We start from the raw sequence: 19,914 nt of genomic DNA, 5'->3' as shown, positions 1-19,914 counted from the left end.
AGTTATTAGTTCAACTCACTTTTTTATTTCAAAGAAAATATAATGATCGTTCTATCTAAAAGGCGGTGGATTTGTTGAAAAAAATTATTTTCCCAGGGATTGCCCTTATCGCTGTATGTTATGCATTCGGGAGATTCAGCTATGGGCTGTTTATGCCGGAGATCTCAGAAGCACTCCAACTGGACGATGCCCAATCCGGAGCAATCAATTCCGCAACCTACATTGCTTATTGCCTTTCTCTACTTAGTGCTCCACTGTTAATTAATCGCATCGGGCACTATCATGTCATTCAAATGGCGGGTGTTATTGCTGTGCTCGGTTTATTGGGCATTGCCTTGTCTCCAAACGTGTTTGTTCTCACACTAGGCGTATTTCTTGCCGGATTAAGTACAGGCTTAGCCTCTCCTGCATTGGGTAACACCGTCTATGCTGAGCTTGCGCCTGATCAGCAAGCCAGGGGGAATAGCTGGATTAATACAGGTACCAGCTTTGGCATTATCGTATCTGGTCCGATCTACTGGCTATTCACCGAGTATTGGCGTTTGACCTACATCTTCTTCGCTGTTCTCGGTGTTGTGGTGGTGCTGTGGAATAGTCGCGTTCTTTCCCCACGCAAAACAGAGCCTTGTACCAAGTCCCTCTGGACATGTATGAAGCCGACCAGACCGGGTGTCGCTCTGCTCATGGCCACCCTTCTGACAGGCATCAGTTCTGCGATCTATTGGACCTTTGCCCGTAACTTCCTCACAGACGAAAAAGGGGCCTCCGATTCGGAAGCCGTACTGTTCTGGATTGTAATGGGGATTATGGGGATTCTCGGCGGATGTGCTGGCCGGATTATTGAACGCATCGGATTTGGATGGTCCTATCGAATAGGCCTTCTGCTCTTGTCTGTTTCACTTGGCGTTATCCTTCTTCCATCGATGGCCGCCAGCCTGGTCTCAGCCGTTATGTTTGGCAGTACCTATATTTTTCTGACCAGTGTATTCATCGTGTGGGCGACCCGGCTATTTCGTCCAAATACGTCCATCGGGATCAGCCTTGCTTTTCTCGCGCTCGGTGCGGGCCAGTTCCTAGGTTCATCCATAGCGGGTTACACCATTGAAATATTCTCTAATACCACAGCATTTCTGGCCTTTGCCGTACTGGGTCTATTCGGATTATTTATTCGGGTGAAATAGCCAGTGTCTTATTCTACAAACAAGCAGACCAGAGACTATACATCCGCTGCGCATCTGAAACCAATATGCCCAGTAGATGTATCAGGCGTGTTGGGGATTCTCGCCGCCACTCTATAGCGATTGCAGTAGGAACGGTGGCATAGATAGGAACCGCCTTTTAACACCTTGCGTTCTTCATAAGGAGATAATTCCATGTCAGCAGCCGTAACCTTCTCGTGATCCGTAGTGTAGTTGTCTGCGCACCATTCCCATACATTGCCTGACATATTATAAAGTCCGTATGCATTGGGAGGAAACGATTGGGATGGAGCTGTACCTGCATAACCGTCGGCTGCATTATTTTTCGTTGGAAATACACCCTGCCAGATGTTGCAATAGTGCTGCCCCTCCGGCCTTAACGTATCGCCCCAAGGATATTTCTTCTGAATCAGGCCACCCCGGGCTGCGTATTCCCATTCGGCTTCTGTGGGCAGACGTTTACCCGCCCAGCGGCAATAGGCATTGGCATCATTCCATGAGATATGAAGAACCGGATGATCAGAGCGATCTTTAACATCAGAATCGGGTCCTTCGGGATGAGCCCAATCTGCACCTTCAACAACCCACCACCAGGGCGTCTGTTGTACCACGGTTCGAACTTGAGCCGCCGTTTGCGGAGAAACGAACAGATGAAAAACAAAAGACCAGCCAAACCGCTCCGCCTCAGTCCGATCCCCAGTCTCACGCACAAACCGTGCAAACTCCGCATTGGTTACCGTACAGGCATCCAGATAAAAGGAGTTCACCTGAACTTCTCTGACGGGGCCTTCTCCATCCGCGGCAAAAGCTTCTGGGTCATTCGTGCCCATCAGGAAACGTCCACCTTCAATACGAATGCTTTCTTTCTTCTCTGCTCTATTGGTTAGAGCTATCTTGAAATCAGCTTTATAACTGGTATGACTGGATGGCTTGTCCTCAACAGCCTCTACCGATGCAGCCGTTTCCTCTGGCAGACTCTTTTCCTCCAGCTTACCGTCTCGGCTTACAGCGCAGCAGCAGGAAGAAGGTTTCTTTGGTAGCTGATCATGCATCTCAAGCATCCCCTTCTATGGTTAGGTTTAAGACTCGTTCTCCCTATTGTACACGGCTGGGCGAATATTCGGATACGGTGGTGTTGTCATTCCTTCACCCAGATAAAAACGTAAGGCTGAAAGTTTGAACACGCATTTTAGTTAGGAAGAGGAAGAATTACATGGTTAGCTGAGACATTAAAGGAGGTCATATTATGTTAGGCATTAAAGTACAGCAAGTAGAGAATAAACTAATCATCCGTTGGCAGCTTTCCAAAATAGAAATTCCCATCTCAGATATTAAAGCAGTTACCCTTGATGATACATATGGTGGAAGTGAGCCTTCAGCCGTTCGAATCGGCGCAGCGTATGGCGCTTCCGAAACAATTCTAATCCGTACAAACCATCAATCCTACATCCTGTTTACTTCCAATGAGACTTTATTTCCAAAAATCAGTACCATGCTATCCAATAATGCAGGTTAGCTCTTTATTCAAACCTCATCCATTCACAAAAAAGACGAAACCTAAAAAAGCGTCAGCATTCGCATAATTTCTTATGCTTTGCTGACGCCTTTTTTAAGTTAGTAGAAGTTCAAATGATAGCCTATCTCCAACTCCACTTCGGTAATTGATCCAGCGTAATCACATCTTCGCTATTGTATACTTCCTTCAAATACGCTACGGCATTGTGATTACCACCCTTTAGGAATTCTCCCGTCCAGGTACAGAACCAGCTCCAATGTACACCTTGCTCTTTCATTTGCTTTGGATCAGGAATGGAGCCGTTCTCGGCTAAGGCAATGATTTTGCTGTCATTCACCAGTTCACGCAGATTCTCATGACGTTTAGCTAGTGGGCTGTGATCGCCAGCTTCTGGATACACATCCACACTCACAATATCCACCACATCGTCACCCGGATACCACTCCGGCTTTTCCGAGTTCCACACCCAGATCAGATTACCCAGCTCATACTTGTTGACCAATTGATCATACAGCAGGCGGTATAAATGTTTGGCAGGTTCAGGTCCTTTGGCTCCCCACCAGAACCAGCCTCCTTCCGCTTCATGAAGCGGCCGGAATAATACAGGCACCCCAGCATTCTTGAGTTCTTGCAGATGTACTGCAATTGCATCGATATCCCGGATCAATAAGGCATACTCTTGCGATTCAGGATGAGCCAATGCTGAAGCGAGATCGTAGGTGGTAGCATCCGTATAGAAACCGCGCCACCATTCCTTGCCTGGTTCATCCACAAGATGAGTAGGTGCATTCCAATGCCAACACAATGTCACAATTCCGCCTTGCTGGTGCCATGCAATCGCATCCCTAATCTCCTGGGAGATCGCGCCGCGTTCTGTCCTTGATGGAGAATAATCCATAAGATCGAATCCGATCACCGCCGGCTTGCGGCCTGTATTCTCATTAATCCAGTTCAAATTACCATAATCCTGCTGACCCGACAGTACCCCTTTTCCATAACGCTCCGCCAAGTACTTCATCAGTTCTCTAGCCTCGGAAGTCGCATCTTTATTCACTAAATTACTGCTTATCTTTTGCTCCGTCATTGATAATCCCCCATTCCAAGGCAGCGTACATAGCGACCCAAATATCAAAAACACCCGAATTACGCATCCTATACGACTACTCCAAGCCCGGTTAACCAACAACCCCGGAGCGTTCAATACTCTCCACGAAATAGCGCTGTACAAATAAATACAAAATAATGAGCGGTGCAATCGCCAGCAGAATTCCCGTATCCACGATCATGGCAACATAATTGGGGTCTGCCTTCATACCCGAGTTCGAGCCAAAACCCATCAATTGGGGAATTAACTGGTTCGCCTGGGCAGGCAATGAAGCTACCTTCAGCGAGATAAGCGGGCTTTCACTCATGAATAGCGCGGAATAGAACGTATCGTTGTACTGCCAGACAAAAGAGAACAGAATGACCGTGATCAGCGGTGAAATGGCATTCGGTAGCATGATTCGGGCAAATGTCCGAAACCCGCCTGCTCCATCAATCAGCGCAGCTTCTTCAATTTCCTTGGGCATGCCCTTGAAGAACTGGCGGAAAATATAAATGAACAGCCCGGCTTTCAGCCCACCTGCCGTAGCCGCGGTAATCATGGACGGCCAATATGTATTCAGCAGGTTGATCCCCTCACGTCCCGTGAACAGATGAACCATACCCAGGATGTCAAAGTTGCGGAAATGCAGGTACATCGGCACCATCAGGGTGCTTGTTGGTACCAGAATGGTGAGGATCACCAATACAAACAGCACATTGCTGCCGGGAAAAGAAAAGCGGGCGAATCCGTACCCGGCTAATGCACAGGATATCGCTGTGAGCAGCGTTGTAATTGTGACGAACAACAGCGTATTCGCCAGCAAAGGCAAATAATCCATCACCTGTGCCGCAAGCTTGATATTATCCAGCGTAAAATGCTGAGGAATCATATAGATGGTCGGATTATAGATATCTTGTTTATCCTTGAACGCAACCGAGATTTTAAGAAACAACGGATACAAAATAATAAATGAAATACCAATAACCAATGCATATCTGAATATGGAATACAGGAGGTCCGATGTCTTGTTTCGCACCCTCTGCATGCGATAGTAGTTCTCTTTGGGAACCACCACCATGCGATCCGTTCCCGACACAGCCATAGTCTCATGCCTCCTTCAACGTTCGTTAGCTTTCAGTTGTAATGAACCCGTCGTGACAGTACCCATCCGACAACAACCAATACCAGACCGATGACCAGCGTGTATAGCCAGGACATGGCTGAGCTCAGGCCGAAGTTTTGGGTTTTAAACGCCGTCTGGTAGATGGCCTCGGTCACCGGGCTGCCTGCAAAGGAATCAATAATCGTATAGATGACATTCGTCAGGATCAATGGACTCACCATCGGAAACGTAATTTTCCAGAATGATTCATAGGCTGTTGCACCTTCAATTTTGGCCACTTCGTACATGGAACCTGGTACCGATTGCAGCGCAGCAAGGAAGATCAGAATCTGAACGCCAGAGCTGCTGACAATATCGTAAATTCGCATAATGGCTTCCACGATATAATCCACATAAGCCATTGGAAGTCCCACATCATTCAGCATTCGCACAATTGAAATGACGTTGAACGAAGCTCCACCTTCGGTAGACGATTCAATCGCACTGGCGTCCCCCATCAGGTTGATCAGACCTGCGGACTCGGCTGCTGCCACCGCACTGGAGGCCAGTATGACTGGCAGGAAGAAGATCGCACGCGCCATCGTTCTCCCTTTGAATTTCTGGTTAAGCAATGTCGCCGTAAATAAACTGAAGAATAAAATCATCGGCACATTCAGCAGCATCGCTCCAACCGAATCCACCAAGATCCGGTTGAATGTAGCATCGACCAGGATGGCATCCTTGAAATTTTTCAGCCCGACAAAATCCAGCACATATCCTCCTGGGGCTACCGACAGATTGCTCAAACTGAACCGGATCGATTGCAGCAGCGGCGTGGCGAACAGGAAGATGAAACCAATCAGCCAGGGCGAAATAAACGCAAGGCCAAGCAGCGCTCTCCGTGATTTCAAGGATAAACGAAGGGTTCTCATCGGTTCACTCCTTCCACTGCATAGTCCGCCCCGCCAACGGTAATTCCATCAATCGTTACCGGATCATCCGTGTAATTCACCAAAATCGTTGCACCACCACTGTATGTGATACGCACTACCCCATCCTGAACTCGTTCATGCTCGGTTATTGGCTGGTTCCGCAAATGACCTAATACCTCATTCGCTTCCTTGTATAATGCAGCTGCGTCATCTACCCAATAGGTAAAGTCAGTGGCATAAGCCGAATCATAACTGGTCAGCTTCAGCTTGGACGATGGTTCATACGTCCATTGAAACTGCGGAGCAGAGCCCAGCTCCAGACTGCGGAGCAGCTGTTTGCGCAGATCCTGATCCCCAGACGTATTCATTGCGGAAGCAGCGTAGTCCATATATCCATGAATGACCATTTCATAAAAAGGAACTTCCTCGTCTGTAATGTTGAACCGGCTGGAGCCTGAGGGAGCATTAACAATATGCTGCGTATATCCCCACGCATACGCATTAGCGGATGATAACATCATGTTCGGATATTCCTGCTGCAGCTTGCCCAGTTGCTCCTTCACGATGTTCTTCGCGGTTTCTCGGTGGATGACACGACTATCCCGATAATCCGAGCTCAATACCTGCCCGAGATCACGCAGCGATAATGCGCTGAGTTCCATTTTGTTGATTTTCCCTGCAAACTCGCTCACCACATACGGCAGCTTGGCGGCCGACAACAGATAATAACTGTCTTTGCTCTGATCCATCCGGTTGAGGGCAGGACTGTATGGATACAATTCAGCCGTCTCCTTGGTGACAAATCGCGCTGCATCGGAGGAAGGAGCAAAGTTCCAATCGTCGTGATAGATACGCTGAAACGCCACATCAGGGAATAACGCTCCACCGGACTTCTTCAGTTGTTCAGACAGATCCTGCAACTCAGAACGACTGCCCACTTCACTGTCCAGCTTAACCTGGGTGGGTGTATGGTGACTGAAACCTCCGCCAAACCATCCCTGATACCGCATCTGCACGCGGTTCACGCCTTCCTGCTGCAGCTTCGCAGCCATTTCAGCCGCTTGTTCATATGTCGTCATAGCCAATGTGGTCCGATAAGGTACACCCAGGAATGAAGCTTTTTTGTCCACTGCACCTAACACATCCACGTAAAAAGGTAAGGCCGACTCGTCTTCCAGCGATTTCAGTACGTTCTGCTCCACCAATTGCTGCTGATACAAGCGGGCCATACCGGAATAGCTGGCATCCTTGCCGTTGAGAAAATGGTATCGAACCTGAATATCCCCGCGGAATGGTTCCTCGCTTAATAGCTGAATCTCCTGCATCTTTTGCGAGGTATACATCTCCAACTCATCCTCACCCCGCAGGGAGAACGTGCCGTAGACGTGGTTATAGCTATTTTGCCTGCCTCCAATATCCGCAGAGATACTGGCCATGCCATCCCCTTTTTCAATCACGGCAAACCAGGCATGTTCACCGTTCTTCAAACCAAAGACAGGCATATGGACAGATTCACTGACCTGCGGGCGACTGAGTGAATTGTCATTCGGATCTGCACCGTACACACGCTGTACGTACTGCTCCTCCTTGACCTTTCCGTTATTCAGATGGATCAGACTGCCTGAACCGTCAGGTACAAACATGTAACCTTCACCTTTCGTATCCGCGGCACCAAAGTAAGCGAGCAGATCGATATTGCGAATACGGTATTGACCGCTCTCTTTCACCTGACTTAGCGGCACGGTTACAACTAGCGATCCTTGATCCAACCGATATTCCACCGGAATGACGAAGCTTGGTTTATCCGACGTGCCTCCGCCTTCGACTCCATTCTCCTCATTGTCAAAAGCAAGATCGTCAGCGGTGTAACCCGCCGTCTCAAAGGCATCCAGCATTTTGTTCAGTACAAGCTGCTTTGATATCTGTCCATCCAACCGTTCCAGCACATCCGGGTTGTTTTTGGTTGGATAATAACGAGCAGATGTATATCTTGCGACTGTGGCATCCAGTTTCGAAAGGACCTTCTCCTCCAGACGCTGTTTACTGATCAGTTTGGGCAGAGCATCAATGCCTAGCGAGGTATCCCCAAGCGTGTATGTAACACGAATTCCCTGATCCACATTGGCAGCTGTGAACTGTTTGTTGCTGATACTGGAGCTAAAGTTCGGAAAGTTCTCCAGTGTACCAATCGCATCCCGAAATGACACGTTCAGCTGGGAGGACAGAACTTCCTTTTCATAAGCGGAAGCCAAGCCATCCTGATTACGTTCGTTCGGATTGCTGTACCAGATCTGTCCACTCGCTCCATCACGAACGGCAATTTCCGTCGTCTCCTCGTTGTAATACAGCGCCAGTCCCTGATCCTCGGCGACCAGTTGCATACCCGGCACCTCCTGCGAGGAATCGGTAAGGAATTGCAATGACTCCGTCTCGTTTGGCATAGCCTCTGTTGTTGCTTCAAGGTAAGCCGTTGCCTCCACGGCAGGTACTCCCCTGTTATTGATATACAGCAGTCCAGCCGCGATCAGGATCACAGCAGCACCACTGGCCAGCACCGTATATATTCGTTGCCTTTTGTTCACGGATGCCGCCTCCTTTAGGTCCGAAAAATCAACTCGCGGTAGATGTTGTAACCAAACTCATATAACTGCTGCAACATGCTGAACACCAATGCTCCGAGGAACACGATAATGCCCATGACAATTAACGTCAGCAGCATCGTCAGGATCGTTTTGATCACGGTGTACTGGTGTACCGTCATCGTGCCAATGAAGAGCAGCAGCAAGAACCAGAAGAAGGCGATGCTATTAAACAAATAATAAAAAGCCGTCTCTTCCTGTACCATAAACCGGCTGATGATAATCATCGGGACATAGATCAAAATAATCGGAATAAGTGAGTATCCTGTTGCTAGAAAAATCTCCCTGAACTTTCCTTCACCTTCCATCAGGGTGGTTACCGCCCAATTGGCTATGCACCAAAGAAAGAACGGCACTGCAACCGTTGCGATCTCCCCTATACTGTTGATTGTACGAGGATCGATGTAATTCACGAGAAACCCCGCGTATTGTTTTTGCAAAATCATCATGATAATGGTAAGCGCCAGTGCTCCAAAAGCAACGGTCATCCTGCCCCGCTGATCCGACTTGAGATCCCAGAATGCATCAATGGGGTGAAAAATGAGATGCAGCGGAAACTTAATGTAATCCTGCTTCACGGTCAATCTGCCTCCTCCGTCTCCATTTAACCGCCACTCGGACCAGGATCAGAATGAAAATCAATGCGATGGCAATCGTCAGAAAGGTGCCGAAATGTTCCTTCATCATCTCTCGCCGATATCTTTTGAACGCGACAGAGTAACTTTTGCGATCCATTCCCAGTTCGAAGTAACCTAGCGCTTCCTCGTTTTTCTTCTCCATAAGCAAGGACTTACCAATACCGATATAGGCGATATCATAGTTGGCGTTCAACTTCAGCACTTCTTTCCAGATATGAACAGCTTCCGTATCCTCACCCTGATAATGAAGGGCAACCGCCTCATTCACGCTGGCTCCAAACCGTGTTGGCTCATAAATAACCAGATTGCTTTTCCCCCGATCCAGTACCAGTTGATGATCCCCGGATTGTTCCATGGCGACTGGTGTTTTGAGCGTTCCCACCTGATTGCCTTTGCCTCCATATACATAGAGCAGATGACCTTCATCATCGTAAGTAAACACCCGGTTCTGCGTCGCATCCAGCACACTGTACATACCGTTGCCCAGTACCTTCACATCAATCAGTTTGGACGGACCCGGGTTATTGCGGAATCTGATATCTCCTTTGACTTCAAAATAACCAAATCTTTTCAGCACATCCTCGCCGGATGGATTGAGACGTTTAATCGGTTCGCTGGAACCCGGGTCGATATTGGTCGCATATACGAACCCTTTGGAGTCGATATCCACATTGGAAAACTCGGTTGGTACAAACAAAACCATTTGCGCCCGCTGGGCTTTGGTTGAGAGCATCCGCCAAATGTATTCGCCGTAGTCGCGTTCCACCTTGTTCGTACCGACGTATCCAATGAATTGACCCTGCTCGTCAAACTGCATAATTCCTTCGTAGACACCTTGAGCGACCACATACACCCGGCCTACCCGGTCCACAGTCAATTTCAGCGGTTGGAACTGAAAATTGGTCGCGATGATATCGGACTCTGGCTTCGTAATGGTATGGACCAGCTGACCTTCCGCATCTAGGACAACTACGCGGCTGTTCCCCGTATCTGCGATGTATACTCGATCCTCTTCATCCACGAATAATCCACCTGGCGTATTAAAACTCTCCTTGCTGCCGTCCATCATAAATCCTTCGATCACCCGCAGCAGCTTATAATCCGCGTCCAGGACAACAATTCGGCTGTTACCACTATCCAAAATATAAATCTGCCCGGAGGGAGAGACGTTTACATCACCGGGGTCTTTGAATTCGCCAATGCCCAGGTCGCTGCCCGAGATGGTCCGCTTGGGCAGATAGGCATCCGGTGAAGGAACGGCCTCTTTCCAGTAGTTGTAGTTATAACTCTCATACGGCGCCGGGGAGGCCGCCGCAGGCACGGCATTCACCAGCAGCAGCGATACTGCCGCCAGGAGAACAAGCCATCTTTTCACTGTGCGTGCCATATCGTTCCCCCTTATTCCTTCATGCCCGAACTCGCCATCGTCTCAATGATGCGGCTCTGAGAGAAAATAAACAGCGTGATGGGCACACTCATCAAAATAAGTGCTACCGCAGCACCTGCCCCGGCCCGGGATATTCCACCCTGAATGATCTGACCCGCCGCATAGTGCAAGGTCTTGAGCTGTTCACTGTAGATGTATCCATTGCCATCACTGCCCCACAGCATCTGGAACAACAGAATGATCAATGTGAGCCAGGCTGGCTTTACATTGGGCATGACAATGGACCAGAAAATCCGGTATTCACTCGCACCGTCAATTTTGGCTGCTTCCAGCAACGCATCCGGGATCTGCTCCATGAACTGCTTCATCAGATACAGACCCAATGAATAGGCGAATGCCGGAATAATGACGGCCCAATACGTGTCAATCCAGCCCAGCCATGACATGATCATATAGTTGGGAATGGCCGTCACGGCAGGCGTGAACATCAGGGAAAGCACAACGACCTGGAACATGAATACTTTGCCCGGAAATTTGTGCTTGGCGAGTGGGTACGCCGCTGCTGAAGCGAGCAGTACATGGCCCACGATGCCAATGCCCGTAATAAATACCGTGTTGAATATATATCGTGAAAACGGAACCCACGAGTCACTCAGCAGATTCAGCAAATCAGTGAAATTGCTGAACGTTGGATTTTTGACAAGTAGCGTTGGTGGAAAAGTAAAAATCTCATCCAGTGGTTTGAACGCATTATTGATCGCATAGATCAGCGGCAGCACCATGAAAGCACCAAATACGAGCAGAAGGGCAAACAGGGAGATGCTTCCTGATAAGGAGCGGTTCACCCGCTTTTTGCCTGTCGCAATTGCAGCCATAGCTATTCTCCTACCCTTCGAAGCAGTTTCTGTACCAGCAGATTGGTGCCCACCATAATCATGAACAGCACGGTTGCAATCGCCGAGGCGTATCCCATCTCAAACCGCGTTGTACCAAAGTCGATCAAATGGGTCACCACCGTCTCCGCCGCATAGTTCACACTCGGGAATCCGGCCAGCGCAATGGATACATCGGCCACGGCGAATGAGGTCGTGAGTTGAATGACTGCACCGAACATCAATTGCGGGCGCATCGATGGCAGGGTGATATACCAGAGCTCCTGCCATCGATTTTTGATCCCGTCTACCGCGCCTGCCTCATATAACGTCCGGTCTACGGTCTGCAAACCGGCGATAAACGCCAGAAAGCCTGTTCCAAGACTGAGCCACAATTGCACCAGAATGAGGATTGGCATAATGTAGGCTTCCGTTTTCAACCATTGGATTGGCTCCAGCAGAAATCCCCATTTGATCAGCAATCCATTGGCTATACCGTAGCGATCCCCCGAGAAAATCATTAGCCAGATAAAGTAGACATTACCCGAAATGGATGGCGCATAGAAAATCAGCGTCATGAACGCTCTCCATTTGGGCGTTAATTCATTAATGATCCAAGCAAATACGAAACAGGCAATATAGCTGATGGGTCCGGTAATAATGGCAAACAGCAACGTATTTTTGATGGCAATTAGAAATACGTCATCCTCCAGAAACAGCCGGGTATAGTTCTGCCAGCCAATAAAACGCGGAAACTCCAGCATGTTGAAATAGGTGAAGCTGAGTATGATGGAGATGACCACCGGAATCACAGTGAACATGATGAATAGGATCATATAAGGAGCTAGCAGTGCATAGGAATGTTTGCTGGCCTTCATTTCCTTGAGCTTCCAGGACCACCATGATTTCATGCCCATGCCTGGTGTTTTCTCAGGAGGACTGTTTTGTCCGTCTCGGAGTGATATTTGTGACACTGTTAACCCTCCCTCTGCTTACGGAAGACCAAATTCATTACGCTTGACTCGAATCTCGTCCTGAATATACTGGGTGTAATCCATGATGGATTCCCTGGCTTCCACTTGGCCAACAACCGTCTTGTAAAATGCGTTGAACAGATGGCGTCCGGTAAAATAACCACCAGGCACTTCGGGAATTCCCTTTACCGTCTCGAATTGTGCTTTCAGATTCGCATAATCTTCAGCTGGCCACGGAAGTGAATCGAGTGCCTTGATGTTGGCCGTCGGATAACGCGCAGCCGCACCCATCAGCCCTTCCATCTCGCGGCCAAACTCAGCCTGAACCGGTGTACTGGTCCACCATTTCATGAACTCCCACGCGGCCTCCTGATCCTTGGCGCTTTCCAGCATCATGACCGCGCTGCCGCCACCCGGAACGTCCCGATTCAATGTTCCATCCGGCTGTACAGTCCCCGGAACAGGAACAAATCCCCATAATCCACGGATCTCCGGTGCAAATACGGACAGCTGGTTATACATCGTATAATCCGTCAGACCAATCGGCATCTGTCCGGTCCGGAAACGGTTAGCAAAGTCGTACTCCCGCTCCAGCTTGTAATCGGTATAAAACTCTGTCCATTTCTTAAAGGTCTCAATACCGATGCGCGAATCCAGATCCGATTCCTTGTCGTCATTACGATAGAAGGAGCCTCCGTTCTGCAGCAGCATTGTGGCATACTGCGAGTTAGGCGGGATATTGACCCCCTGCATGTTGGCTTGGGCCACCACCGGCATGCCAAATTCCATATGATTTTTACTCAGAATCGCCAGCAGGCTCTCGACATCATCCCACGTTTGAGGAACTTCAAGCCCCAACTCTGCAAGCACATCTTTTCGGTAAAACAACATATTAAAGGTCTGTGTCTCCGGCAAAGCGTACACGCCTGAATCATAGGCGTACGGTACGATGGCACTGTCTCTAAACTCCTGTTCTACCGTGGTATAGTCACTGAACTGGGTGAGATCCACCGCTGAGTTCCGCATCGCAAAGTTCACGGGCAGATCATTGCCGATCTGCATCGCTACATCCGGTCCTTCACCCGATAAGGTAGCTGGCAACAGCGTGCCCATGTTGACCAGCTTCAGGTTAACGTTGATGCCGCTCTCCGGTGTGAATGTCTCATCAATCATCGCTTTCATCGTATTCGCCTGATCACGACCACTGCCGATCCAGACCGTCACCGTGCGCTGATCCTCCGATGTGGCTACGTTCCCGATCTGGTTATAATCAATGAAGAACGAGTGATAGAATGTCTTCGCTTCATGACCAAGCTTCGCCAGCGGACCCATACCCGTTCCAGGAATGCTGCTGTCTAATGAAGCTACATAAAGTGCATCAATCTCAAGAGGTTGCTCACGAGCCTGCTGTACCCAAGTTCCCAGTCCGCCTGTGTTCGTTTTGTATGCGGCAAGTCTTCTTGGAATGGTATCCGGCTTGTCGATCATCTCATCCAATTGTTGGGCCATCGTTTTGATCAACGCTTCCTGATCGCTGGACTGGCCTGACAGAAGACGAAGTTGCCCTGCCACTTCCTTCAGACGTTTGCTTTCTCCGCTAAATACCTCCAATAGATTCGGAATCTGCTTCTCCACCCGATAATCCCGGAATTCATCCGGCTTGGTGCCTGTAATCATCAGAATTCTCCGGTACATGGAGTTCAGGTTGTACAGGCTGTCTTCCACATTGCGAATAAGTGGAGCGAAGTCGCCCAGGCTGTTCTCCAGCCGAATGACATGTTTGCCTTTATCCAACTGAAACTTGTAAGCTTCCTCACCGCCCAGCACATCAATGCGATAGTCGCTTTGGTAACGGAACGGCGCCTTTGTCATCTCCGCAAACGGAATCTCGCCATCGATGGTCAGCTTGCGTGTGGAATAAATGCCTTTGACAAAATTTTGCTGAGCGGTAAAACCGATATGATAAAGTCCACTCTCCGGTACTTCCACTTCCCATTCGATCCACTGTCCTGGCAGACGCCAATTAAAGCCACCAATCGTATTAATACGCACCTGGGAAGCGCTGTACGGAGATACGGCAGAACTTGATCTTTCACTGGTTGGATATAACGTAGGTGAAGATTTGGCAACAGCCGCTTCCCCTTCAATTCGGATGAGCACATCCTTAGGCTGACCGGAAGAATCCGTCTGCTTGGCTCCTGCGGTTTCCGCATAAGCAACGGCTGGCTTCTCATTGAATAGTCGTATGGATCGAATTACCATGGGTTCGCGGGAGGATTTTAGCGTTAACGTGTGCTTCCCCTTTTCCAGATAGAACTTGAATGGAGCCTGTTCATACCCGTCCGAGTCCTGAAATGTTTCCTCCATCCAGCGGGGCTTCTCCACTTGTTTTGGACGAAGATCATTGCCCTGATTATCCTGTTCAACAGCTTGTTTCTCATTGCCCCATACCCGGTCAAACTGCAAATAGGCGGCTTCCGCAAACGGAAGTTCACCGTCAATGTACAATGCACGCTCAATTGCCGAACTCTTGCCTTCTACGGGAAAATAGACAGCAGAGAGGTTGTACAGTCCGGTTTCCGGTACTTCAACTACCCAGTCGATCTCACCTGTCTCCCCGGTATGCAGCGATACACCCGGCTTGCCCTCATAATTATTCAGCTTGCGTACCTCTTCACCCTCTGCCCGTATGTAGTCTCCTGCTTCGATAGTCATATCCACATTCGGTCGTGAGGCCTCGCCTGCTTGGGACAGATATTGTTCATATCCGTTCTTCTGCCTCGTCTGCTGCAAGATGGCATCCACCTCAATGGCAGGCAAACTGCCAGAAGGCACAACTGCACTCTTTACACCTGCACCGGAAGTAAGCAAAAGTATGACGCAGGCTGCCGCTGCTGCAATGACTATGGGCAGGATCCATTTCTTTCGTTGTAGAATTCCAGCCATCCTACGAGCCCTCCTCATCAAGGCTGATGCCAGCAATGCTTAATTGGTGATACAGGAAAAGAGGTACCCGTGCGTGAGCCCGGACACGAGGCACCCCTGTCTGAACCATGCTGGTATTATGGTTTGCCAAGTTTATCGACTGCCGCTTGTGCCTGCGCTTTATACTTCTCGGCTGTTGCTGTAACGGAAGCATTGTTTTTGATAATGTCGTTTACATAGTCACCGATTGGATAGCCCGCGTAAGCGTCATCCAGCAGGATGCGGCCTGTTCCCGCGATATGCTCGCGAATCATGGCGATGTCCTTCTCGTCGGTATAACGGCTTTCCAGGTAATCCTGACCTGGGTACTCTTCAATCTGCGGAATGTCGAAGGTTTCTTCATAGATTTGGTATACAATTTTAGGATCTTCTACACCTTTTGGAATGAATTTTGCTGAGGCAGCGTTGTTGGCGTATGTTACATCTTTGTTGCCCTGAGGACCGTTCGGAATTGGTACGACTCCAGCAGCAAAGGTGATATCGCCCAATTGCCATTCCGCAGCAGTGAACAAGGCCACATCTCCATCCTTGAACGTGTTGCTTTCCTCCCAGTTCGTTTTGTCACCAGTTTTGACTTTCACAACATTCTCCACGTTATACAGGCGTTTGACGAATTCGGCAGCTTCAATCGTTTTCGGATCGGACAATCCTTCTTTTGAATGTTCGTCATCTACGATCGTGCCTCCATTGGCTGCAGTAAAGTGACGAAGCACGTCAATGGCCCAGCCGGAGAACCCGTATACGTCAATTTTCCCGTCGTTATCCGTATCTTTGGTCGCCTGTTTCGCCAGTTCCATGAATTTATCCCAATTCCATTCGCCTTTGTTGTAAAGCTCCTGAGGATCAGGCAGCGACAACTTCTTGAATAAGTCACGGTTATAGTGAAGTCCCAGACCGATGCTGGTCGGAGATTCAAATGCGTAGTAGTTGCCTGCGATGGCAGGGTATTTCGTGATCAGGTTTGCCTCTTGGTTGATGTTATTCTCAGCTGTGGTGAATTCGGAGATTGGCAGCAGTTGCCCTTTGAGGATGGCGGGTAGTGCGGATTTGTACTCCATCTGAACGATGTCTGCGAACGGTTCGCCAGCCAGCGCAGTCGTTGTAAATTTGTTCATGTATTCTTCGAATGGTACATTCACGAACTCGATTTTCACGTTGTATTTCTTCTCGACTTCAGCGATTTTATCCAGTCTCGCCTTATCCGAAGCGGTCTCCCCCGCTGGCTTCAGATCCCACCAGGCCGCAACCTTGATGACACGTCCACCCAGATCAGGTACATCGACTGCCACTTCTTCTGTTCCGCCTTCTTTGTCTGTCTCGACGGTTCCAGTGCTATTGCCCGAATTCGCTGGTGCATCATTAGCCGGCTGAGCCGTTCCCCCACCACTGCAAGCGGATACAAAAAGCATTACGGCCAATAACATGAGCGGCAAAACGTTCCATTTTCTAGTCACGATTTTAACAACCTCCCCGAATGTGTATACAAATCATGGTCCGGCATAACTCCCTGACTTTCATTCACCCTAATAAAATTCGATGACCACCACCATTTGTTATTTTACCGTTTGGTTTTGACAAACAAAATTTAACATAGCGTAATGTAAGCGTCAACATTTTTATTGTTAACATTTTCTAATTATTCTGATAAAATGCTGTTATGTCGCTTTAAAACCTTATGAAATAGCATATTATCCAAATACCATTCTGAGTACTTTCATATTCGAAACGAAATCCATTTTGCTCTTTTTGTTATTTTAATAAATAACAAAAAGATAATATCTCATTCAAAATTCGCCTTTTTCTCCTGCAACATGTCCATCGCCGAGGTCTATTTGCGTCGTTACATGTATGAGACACTAACATTTCCACTTCTACAGCCGTTATTAGATTAAGAGAAATACATCATGATATACTATATAAATTGAACTTAACATTTACACGATAACGGAGAGGACAGAAAAAATCTGGAGAAGCGAAGCTAAAAGCTTTCTGAAAGAAAGCTGCTTCGAAAGCATAGGCTTAGCCTTTATCACCGGATTTCCCATTTGAGAAGGGATTCATAAAATCTGGGGATAACAGCGATTGAAAGATTGTTCTGGCCGCGTAGTAGTCTAGTGTAAAATCATTCGTTCAACTTATAGAGAAGCAGATTTATTTCGCAATGTAAGGAATACGGCAGAACTACGAGTGTAAGGATGGTATGATGAAGACGAAGGTAACAATTCAGGAAATTGCACATTTTACAGGTCTGTCGAAATTTGCGGTCTCACGAGCACTGTCCGGAAAATCAGGTGTTAGTGAGCAGACACGGGACGTTATTCTTAAGGCCGCTGGCAAACTTGGATATTTCAAAGATAACAGCATGTTGTCTGGTGATATGTATAGCAGCAATGAACTTCAGGACCCGCAGAACACGCGGTGGAGCGGCACCATTTTGATTTTGTTTCCTAATGTTCGTTATCAGAATCAGGAATCCGTATATTGGGGGCCTGTTTTTAACGGGATATCCTCCAGACTGAACCAGAAAGGAATCAATATTCTTACTCTGACAGAGCCTTCTGCGGATCAATTATTCACATTGCTGAATCCGGATGCCATTCGGGGCATTATTACGGTTGGTTCCATCTCGACACCTATTCTGCTTGAAATTAAGCGTCTGGGCATTCCTGTTGTCATGGTGGATCATCTGGACCCCGTCTTTCATAGTGACAGTATTTTCACAGACAACTTTGCTTCCATGCGTGACATTATGCTCTATTTGCTGCGCAAGGGATTCAAACGGTTTCAGTTTGTTGGAAATACCAGTGATGCTCACAGCTTCTATGAACGATGGGTCGCCTATACTTCGGTATTGATGGGTCATGGATTGGAAATGAATCAGATCCCCGAACTAAGCAGCCCGGATGTGGATGATTTTCGCAAGACGTTCACTTCGGTCATTCATGAGGGGAATTTGCCTGAGGTTTTTGTCTGTGCCAATGACTTCTATGCGTTATACACCATCGAGGCTCTGGAGAGCATAGGGATTAGTGTACCCGATCAGTGTGTAGTCACCGGTTTCGATAATGTGTACGACAATATCCCTGTGCTTGCCACGGTTAATGTAAACAAGGAACTACTTGGTGCGCGTGCGGTCGACCAGATGTTATGGCGTATTGTGAACCCGGAGAGTAATGTAGAGAAAAAGCTGATTCTCGCTGATGTGATGATTCGGGAACAGTACGGAAGACATAGCGGATAAAACGGCAAGGTACCCATAGACACCAAAACACCCCCATAACCAGTGTTCGGCTGGCTTGGGGGTATTTGAATTTGAATGCCATATAAAAATAGTTAATGTTAAAAGTCCATTCTACGTATCTGTCCGTACATCATCCCAATCCTGATCCAGATAACAGATCAGCCAGTTCAGCGCACGGTGACGTTCGTAGGCCACCCCGCCATTTAGCCCACCGGGAGGTGTTTGATCCTTCATACGACTGTCTACACACACCCAGTTGTACCGGTAGATTAGGTCCGCTGCATCCAAAATCTCACTTTTTGAGCGAAGGTGTGACCCGGCTACAAAAGCTTCAAGATCGTCACATTGCTGCAAATACCCCACATCTTGTCCTACGTTACAAAGATTTACCGGAGCTCCAAGTTCCTCGACATAGCCTAGCGCCCATAACATCACATGATAAGCCTCATATCCCCATGAAAAGGAGATAACCTCCTGATGCTCTGCCCCAAGCTGTTCCACAAATCTTCTCTCCACAGGTGAAAAGAATGAAGTCGCATCATACTTGTCGATTACTTCCTGGACCAGCGCTGCTGTATCTTCTGCACTCTCCCCCGCTCCCAGGCATTCACCTTTGAGAGCTGCAATACAAAGGGCTACCGCGCGCTCTGCGACTTGTTCCACACTGCGGATCGTAGTATGCTCATCCCCCGCTCTTGCAGGCAAATGAACATTGAATGGGATTCCTTGCTCCGTTAGAAGCTGCTCGGAGCGCTCTTTACGCTGCATTGCAGATTCCGACGGGGGTCTGGCATCATCCAGAAAACTGGTGTGCGCTGTCACTTTGTAATCCTCTACTTCGGATTCTCCGTTGACATCCAGCAGCAGCTGACCTTGCGCATTCAGCAAGGAGCCACCTCCCCAGAAGATGACTGCATCCAGGGCATCGGCCAGATGTAATAATTCATTAAAGAATTCTTCGGAAATGTCTTCTTCTGTCTCGATTCCAACAACCATATTCAGTGTAGAGCATTTAATAAGTACCTTTTCCTGTAGCGAAGCATTCTTTCCCTCAATCTGACTCAGAAATCCCAGCATCCCCTGAATCATTGCAGTAAATTCTTCAGGGTGGGTCTGGCTCGTCATGATATTGAAGCCCTTTGTCTTCTTACTAAATAACTTCTTGCGTGTAACTTGAATATGAGTTTTGTCTTCCTTACGCTCAATTGTATCCTGAGGGTATATGGATTGAATCATTTCAAACAACTGATCCAGGTCAAACTGCGAGCTGTATATCGCACAATTTCTCATGAGGTTCACCTTCTTCTTTCTATATAAGTTCAACTAATAAATATTTACACTC

Annotated in this window: 15 protein-coding genes; 3 read left to right on the top strand and 12 right to left on the bottom strand. The window is 48.2% G+C overall.

All coding sequences use genetic code 11. The features are described 5' to 3' along the window. Positions 1-65 precede the first annotated feature (65 nt). Positions 66-1,181: an MFS transporter gene (locus ACDJ58_RS07205; RefSeq protein ID WP_413376724.1), complete on the top strand. Its 1,116-nt coding sequence runs from the start codon at positions 66-68 to the stop codon at positions 1,179-1,181. Positions 1,182-1,216: 35 nt separating this feature from the next. Here ACDJ58_RS07205 and ACDJ58_RS07200 read toward each other — a convergent pair whose 3' ends face one another. Then, on the bottom strand, positions 1,217-2,251 hold the full coding sequence (locus tag ACDJ58_RS07200) for a formylglycine-generating enzyme family protein (protein WP_413376722.1): 1,035 nt from the start codon (positions 2,249-2,251) through the stop codon (positions 1,217-1,219). Positions 2,252-2,445: 194 nt separating this feature from the next. On the opposite strand from ACDJ58_RS07200, the gene ACDJ58_RS07195 reads away from it, so the two are divergent. Next, the gene (locus ACDJ58_RS07195) at positions 2,446-2,715 is read left to right on the top strand and encodes a hypothetical protein (protein ID WP_413376720.1); all 270 of its coding nucleotides are present in this window, start codon (positions 2,446-2,448) and stop codon (positions 2,713-2,715) included. 121 nt (positions 2,716-2,836) lie between these two features. Here the strand turns inward: ACDJ58_RS07195 and ACDJ58_RS07190 are convergent, their stop codons facing one another. The 10 genes from ACDJ58_RS07190 to ACDJ58_RS07145 form a co-directional block, all read right to left on the bottom strand. After that, positions 2,837-3,799, bottom strand: a complete 963-nt coding sequence (locus ACDJ58_RS07190) for a glycosyl hydrolase (RefSeq protein WP_413376718.1) — start codon at positions 3,797-3,799, stop codon at positions 2,837-2,839. A gap of 91 nt (positions 3,800-3,890) precedes the next feature. Further along, positions 3,891-4,904, bottom strand: coding sequence for a carbohydrate ABC transporter permease (locus tag ACDJ58_RS07185; protein ID WP_413376715.1), 1,014 nt, complete (start codon positions 4,902-4,904; stop codon positions 3,891-3,893). Between the two features lie 32 nt (positions 4,905-4,936). Next, positions 4,937-5,836: a carbohydrate ABC transporter permease gene (locus ACDJ58_RS07180; RefSeq protein ID WP_413376713.1), complete on the bottom strand. Its 900-nt coding sequence runs from the start codon at positions 5,834-5,836 to the stop codon at positions 4,937-4,939. After that, entirely contained in the window at positions 5,833-8,418 is a 2,586-nt protein-coding gene (locus ACDJ58_RS07175) for a DUF5696 domain-containing protein (protein ID WP_413376711.1), read from the bottom strand. Before ACDJ58_RS07175 ends, ACDJ58_RS07180 begins: the two co-directional genes overlap by 4 nt. 14 nt (positions 8,419-8,432) lie before the next feature. Further along, on the bottom strand, positions 8,433-9,053 hold the full coding sequence (locus tag ACDJ58_RS07170) for a YIP1 family protein (protein WP_413376709.1): 621 nt from the start codon (positions 9,051-9,053) through the stop codon (positions 8,433-8,435). Next, entirely contained in the window at positions 9,034-10,500 is a 1,467-nt protein-coding gene (locus ACDJ58_RS07165; protein ID WP_413376707.1) for an SMP-30/gluconolactonase/LRE family protein, read from the bottom strand. The genes ACDJ58_RS07170 and ACDJ58_RS07165 overlap by 20 nt, the downstream gene beginning before the upstream one ends. A gap of 11 nt (positions 10,501-10,511) precedes the next feature. Further along, on the bottom strand, positions 10,512-11,375 hold the full coding sequence (locus ACDJ58_RS07160; protein ID WP_413376705.1) for a carbohydrate ABC transporter permease: 864 nt from the start codon (positions 11,373-11,375) through the stop codon (positions 10,512-10,514). 2 nt (positions 11,376-11,377) lie between these two features. After that, positions 11,378-12,289, bottom strand: a complete 912-nt coding sequence (locus tag ACDJ58_RS07155; RefSeq protein ID WP_413379533.1) for a carbohydrate ABC transporter permease — start codon at positions 12,287-12,289, stop codon at positions 11,378-11,380. A gap of 75 nt (positions 12,290-12,364) precedes the next feature. Continuing rightward, positions 12,365-15,292 (bottom strand): extracellular solute-binding protein, encoded by a 2,928-nt coding sequence (locus tag ACDJ58_RS07150; protein ID WP_413376703.1) that lies wholly within the window; start codon positions 15,290-15,292, stop codon positions 12,365-12,367. Positions 15,293-15,408: 116 nt separating this feature from the next. Next, positions 15,409-16,785 (bottom strand): ABC transporter substrate-binding protein, encoded by a 1,377-nt coding sequence (locus tag ACDJ58_RS07145; RefSeq protein WP_413376700.1) that lies wholly within the window; start codon positions 16,783-16,785, stop codon positions 15,409-15,411. A 746-nt stretch (positions 16,786-17,531) separates the two neighbouring features. Between ACDJ58_RS07145 and ACDJ58_RS07140 the strand changes: the two genes are divergently transcribed. Continuing rightward, positions 17,532-18,572: a LacI family DNA-binding transcriptional regulator gene (locus tag ACDJ58_RS07140; protein ID WP_413376698.1), complete on the top strand. Its 1,041-nt coding sequence runs from the start codon at positions 17,532-17,534 to the stop codon at positions 18,570-18,572. Positions 18,573-18,683: 111 nt separating this feature from the next. On the opposite strand, the gene ACDJ58_RS07135 is transcribed toward ACDJ58_RS07140, so the two are convergent. Next, on the bottom strand, positions 18,684-19,862 hold the full coding sequence (locus tag ACDJ58_RS07135; RefSeq protein WP_413376696.1) for a DUF4272 domain-containing protein: 1,179 nt from the start codon (positions 19,860-19,862) through the stop codon (positions 18,684-18,686). Between the last annotated feature and the right edge of the window lie 52 nt (positions 19,863-19,914).

This window comes from Paenibacillus taichungensis, from assembly GCF_047302525.1.
GTDB lineage: Bacteria > Bacillota > Bacilli > Paenibacillales > Paenibacillaceae > Paenibacillus > Paenibacillus taichungensis_B.
This window is presented reverse-complemented; position numbering and strand designations above follow the sequence as displayed.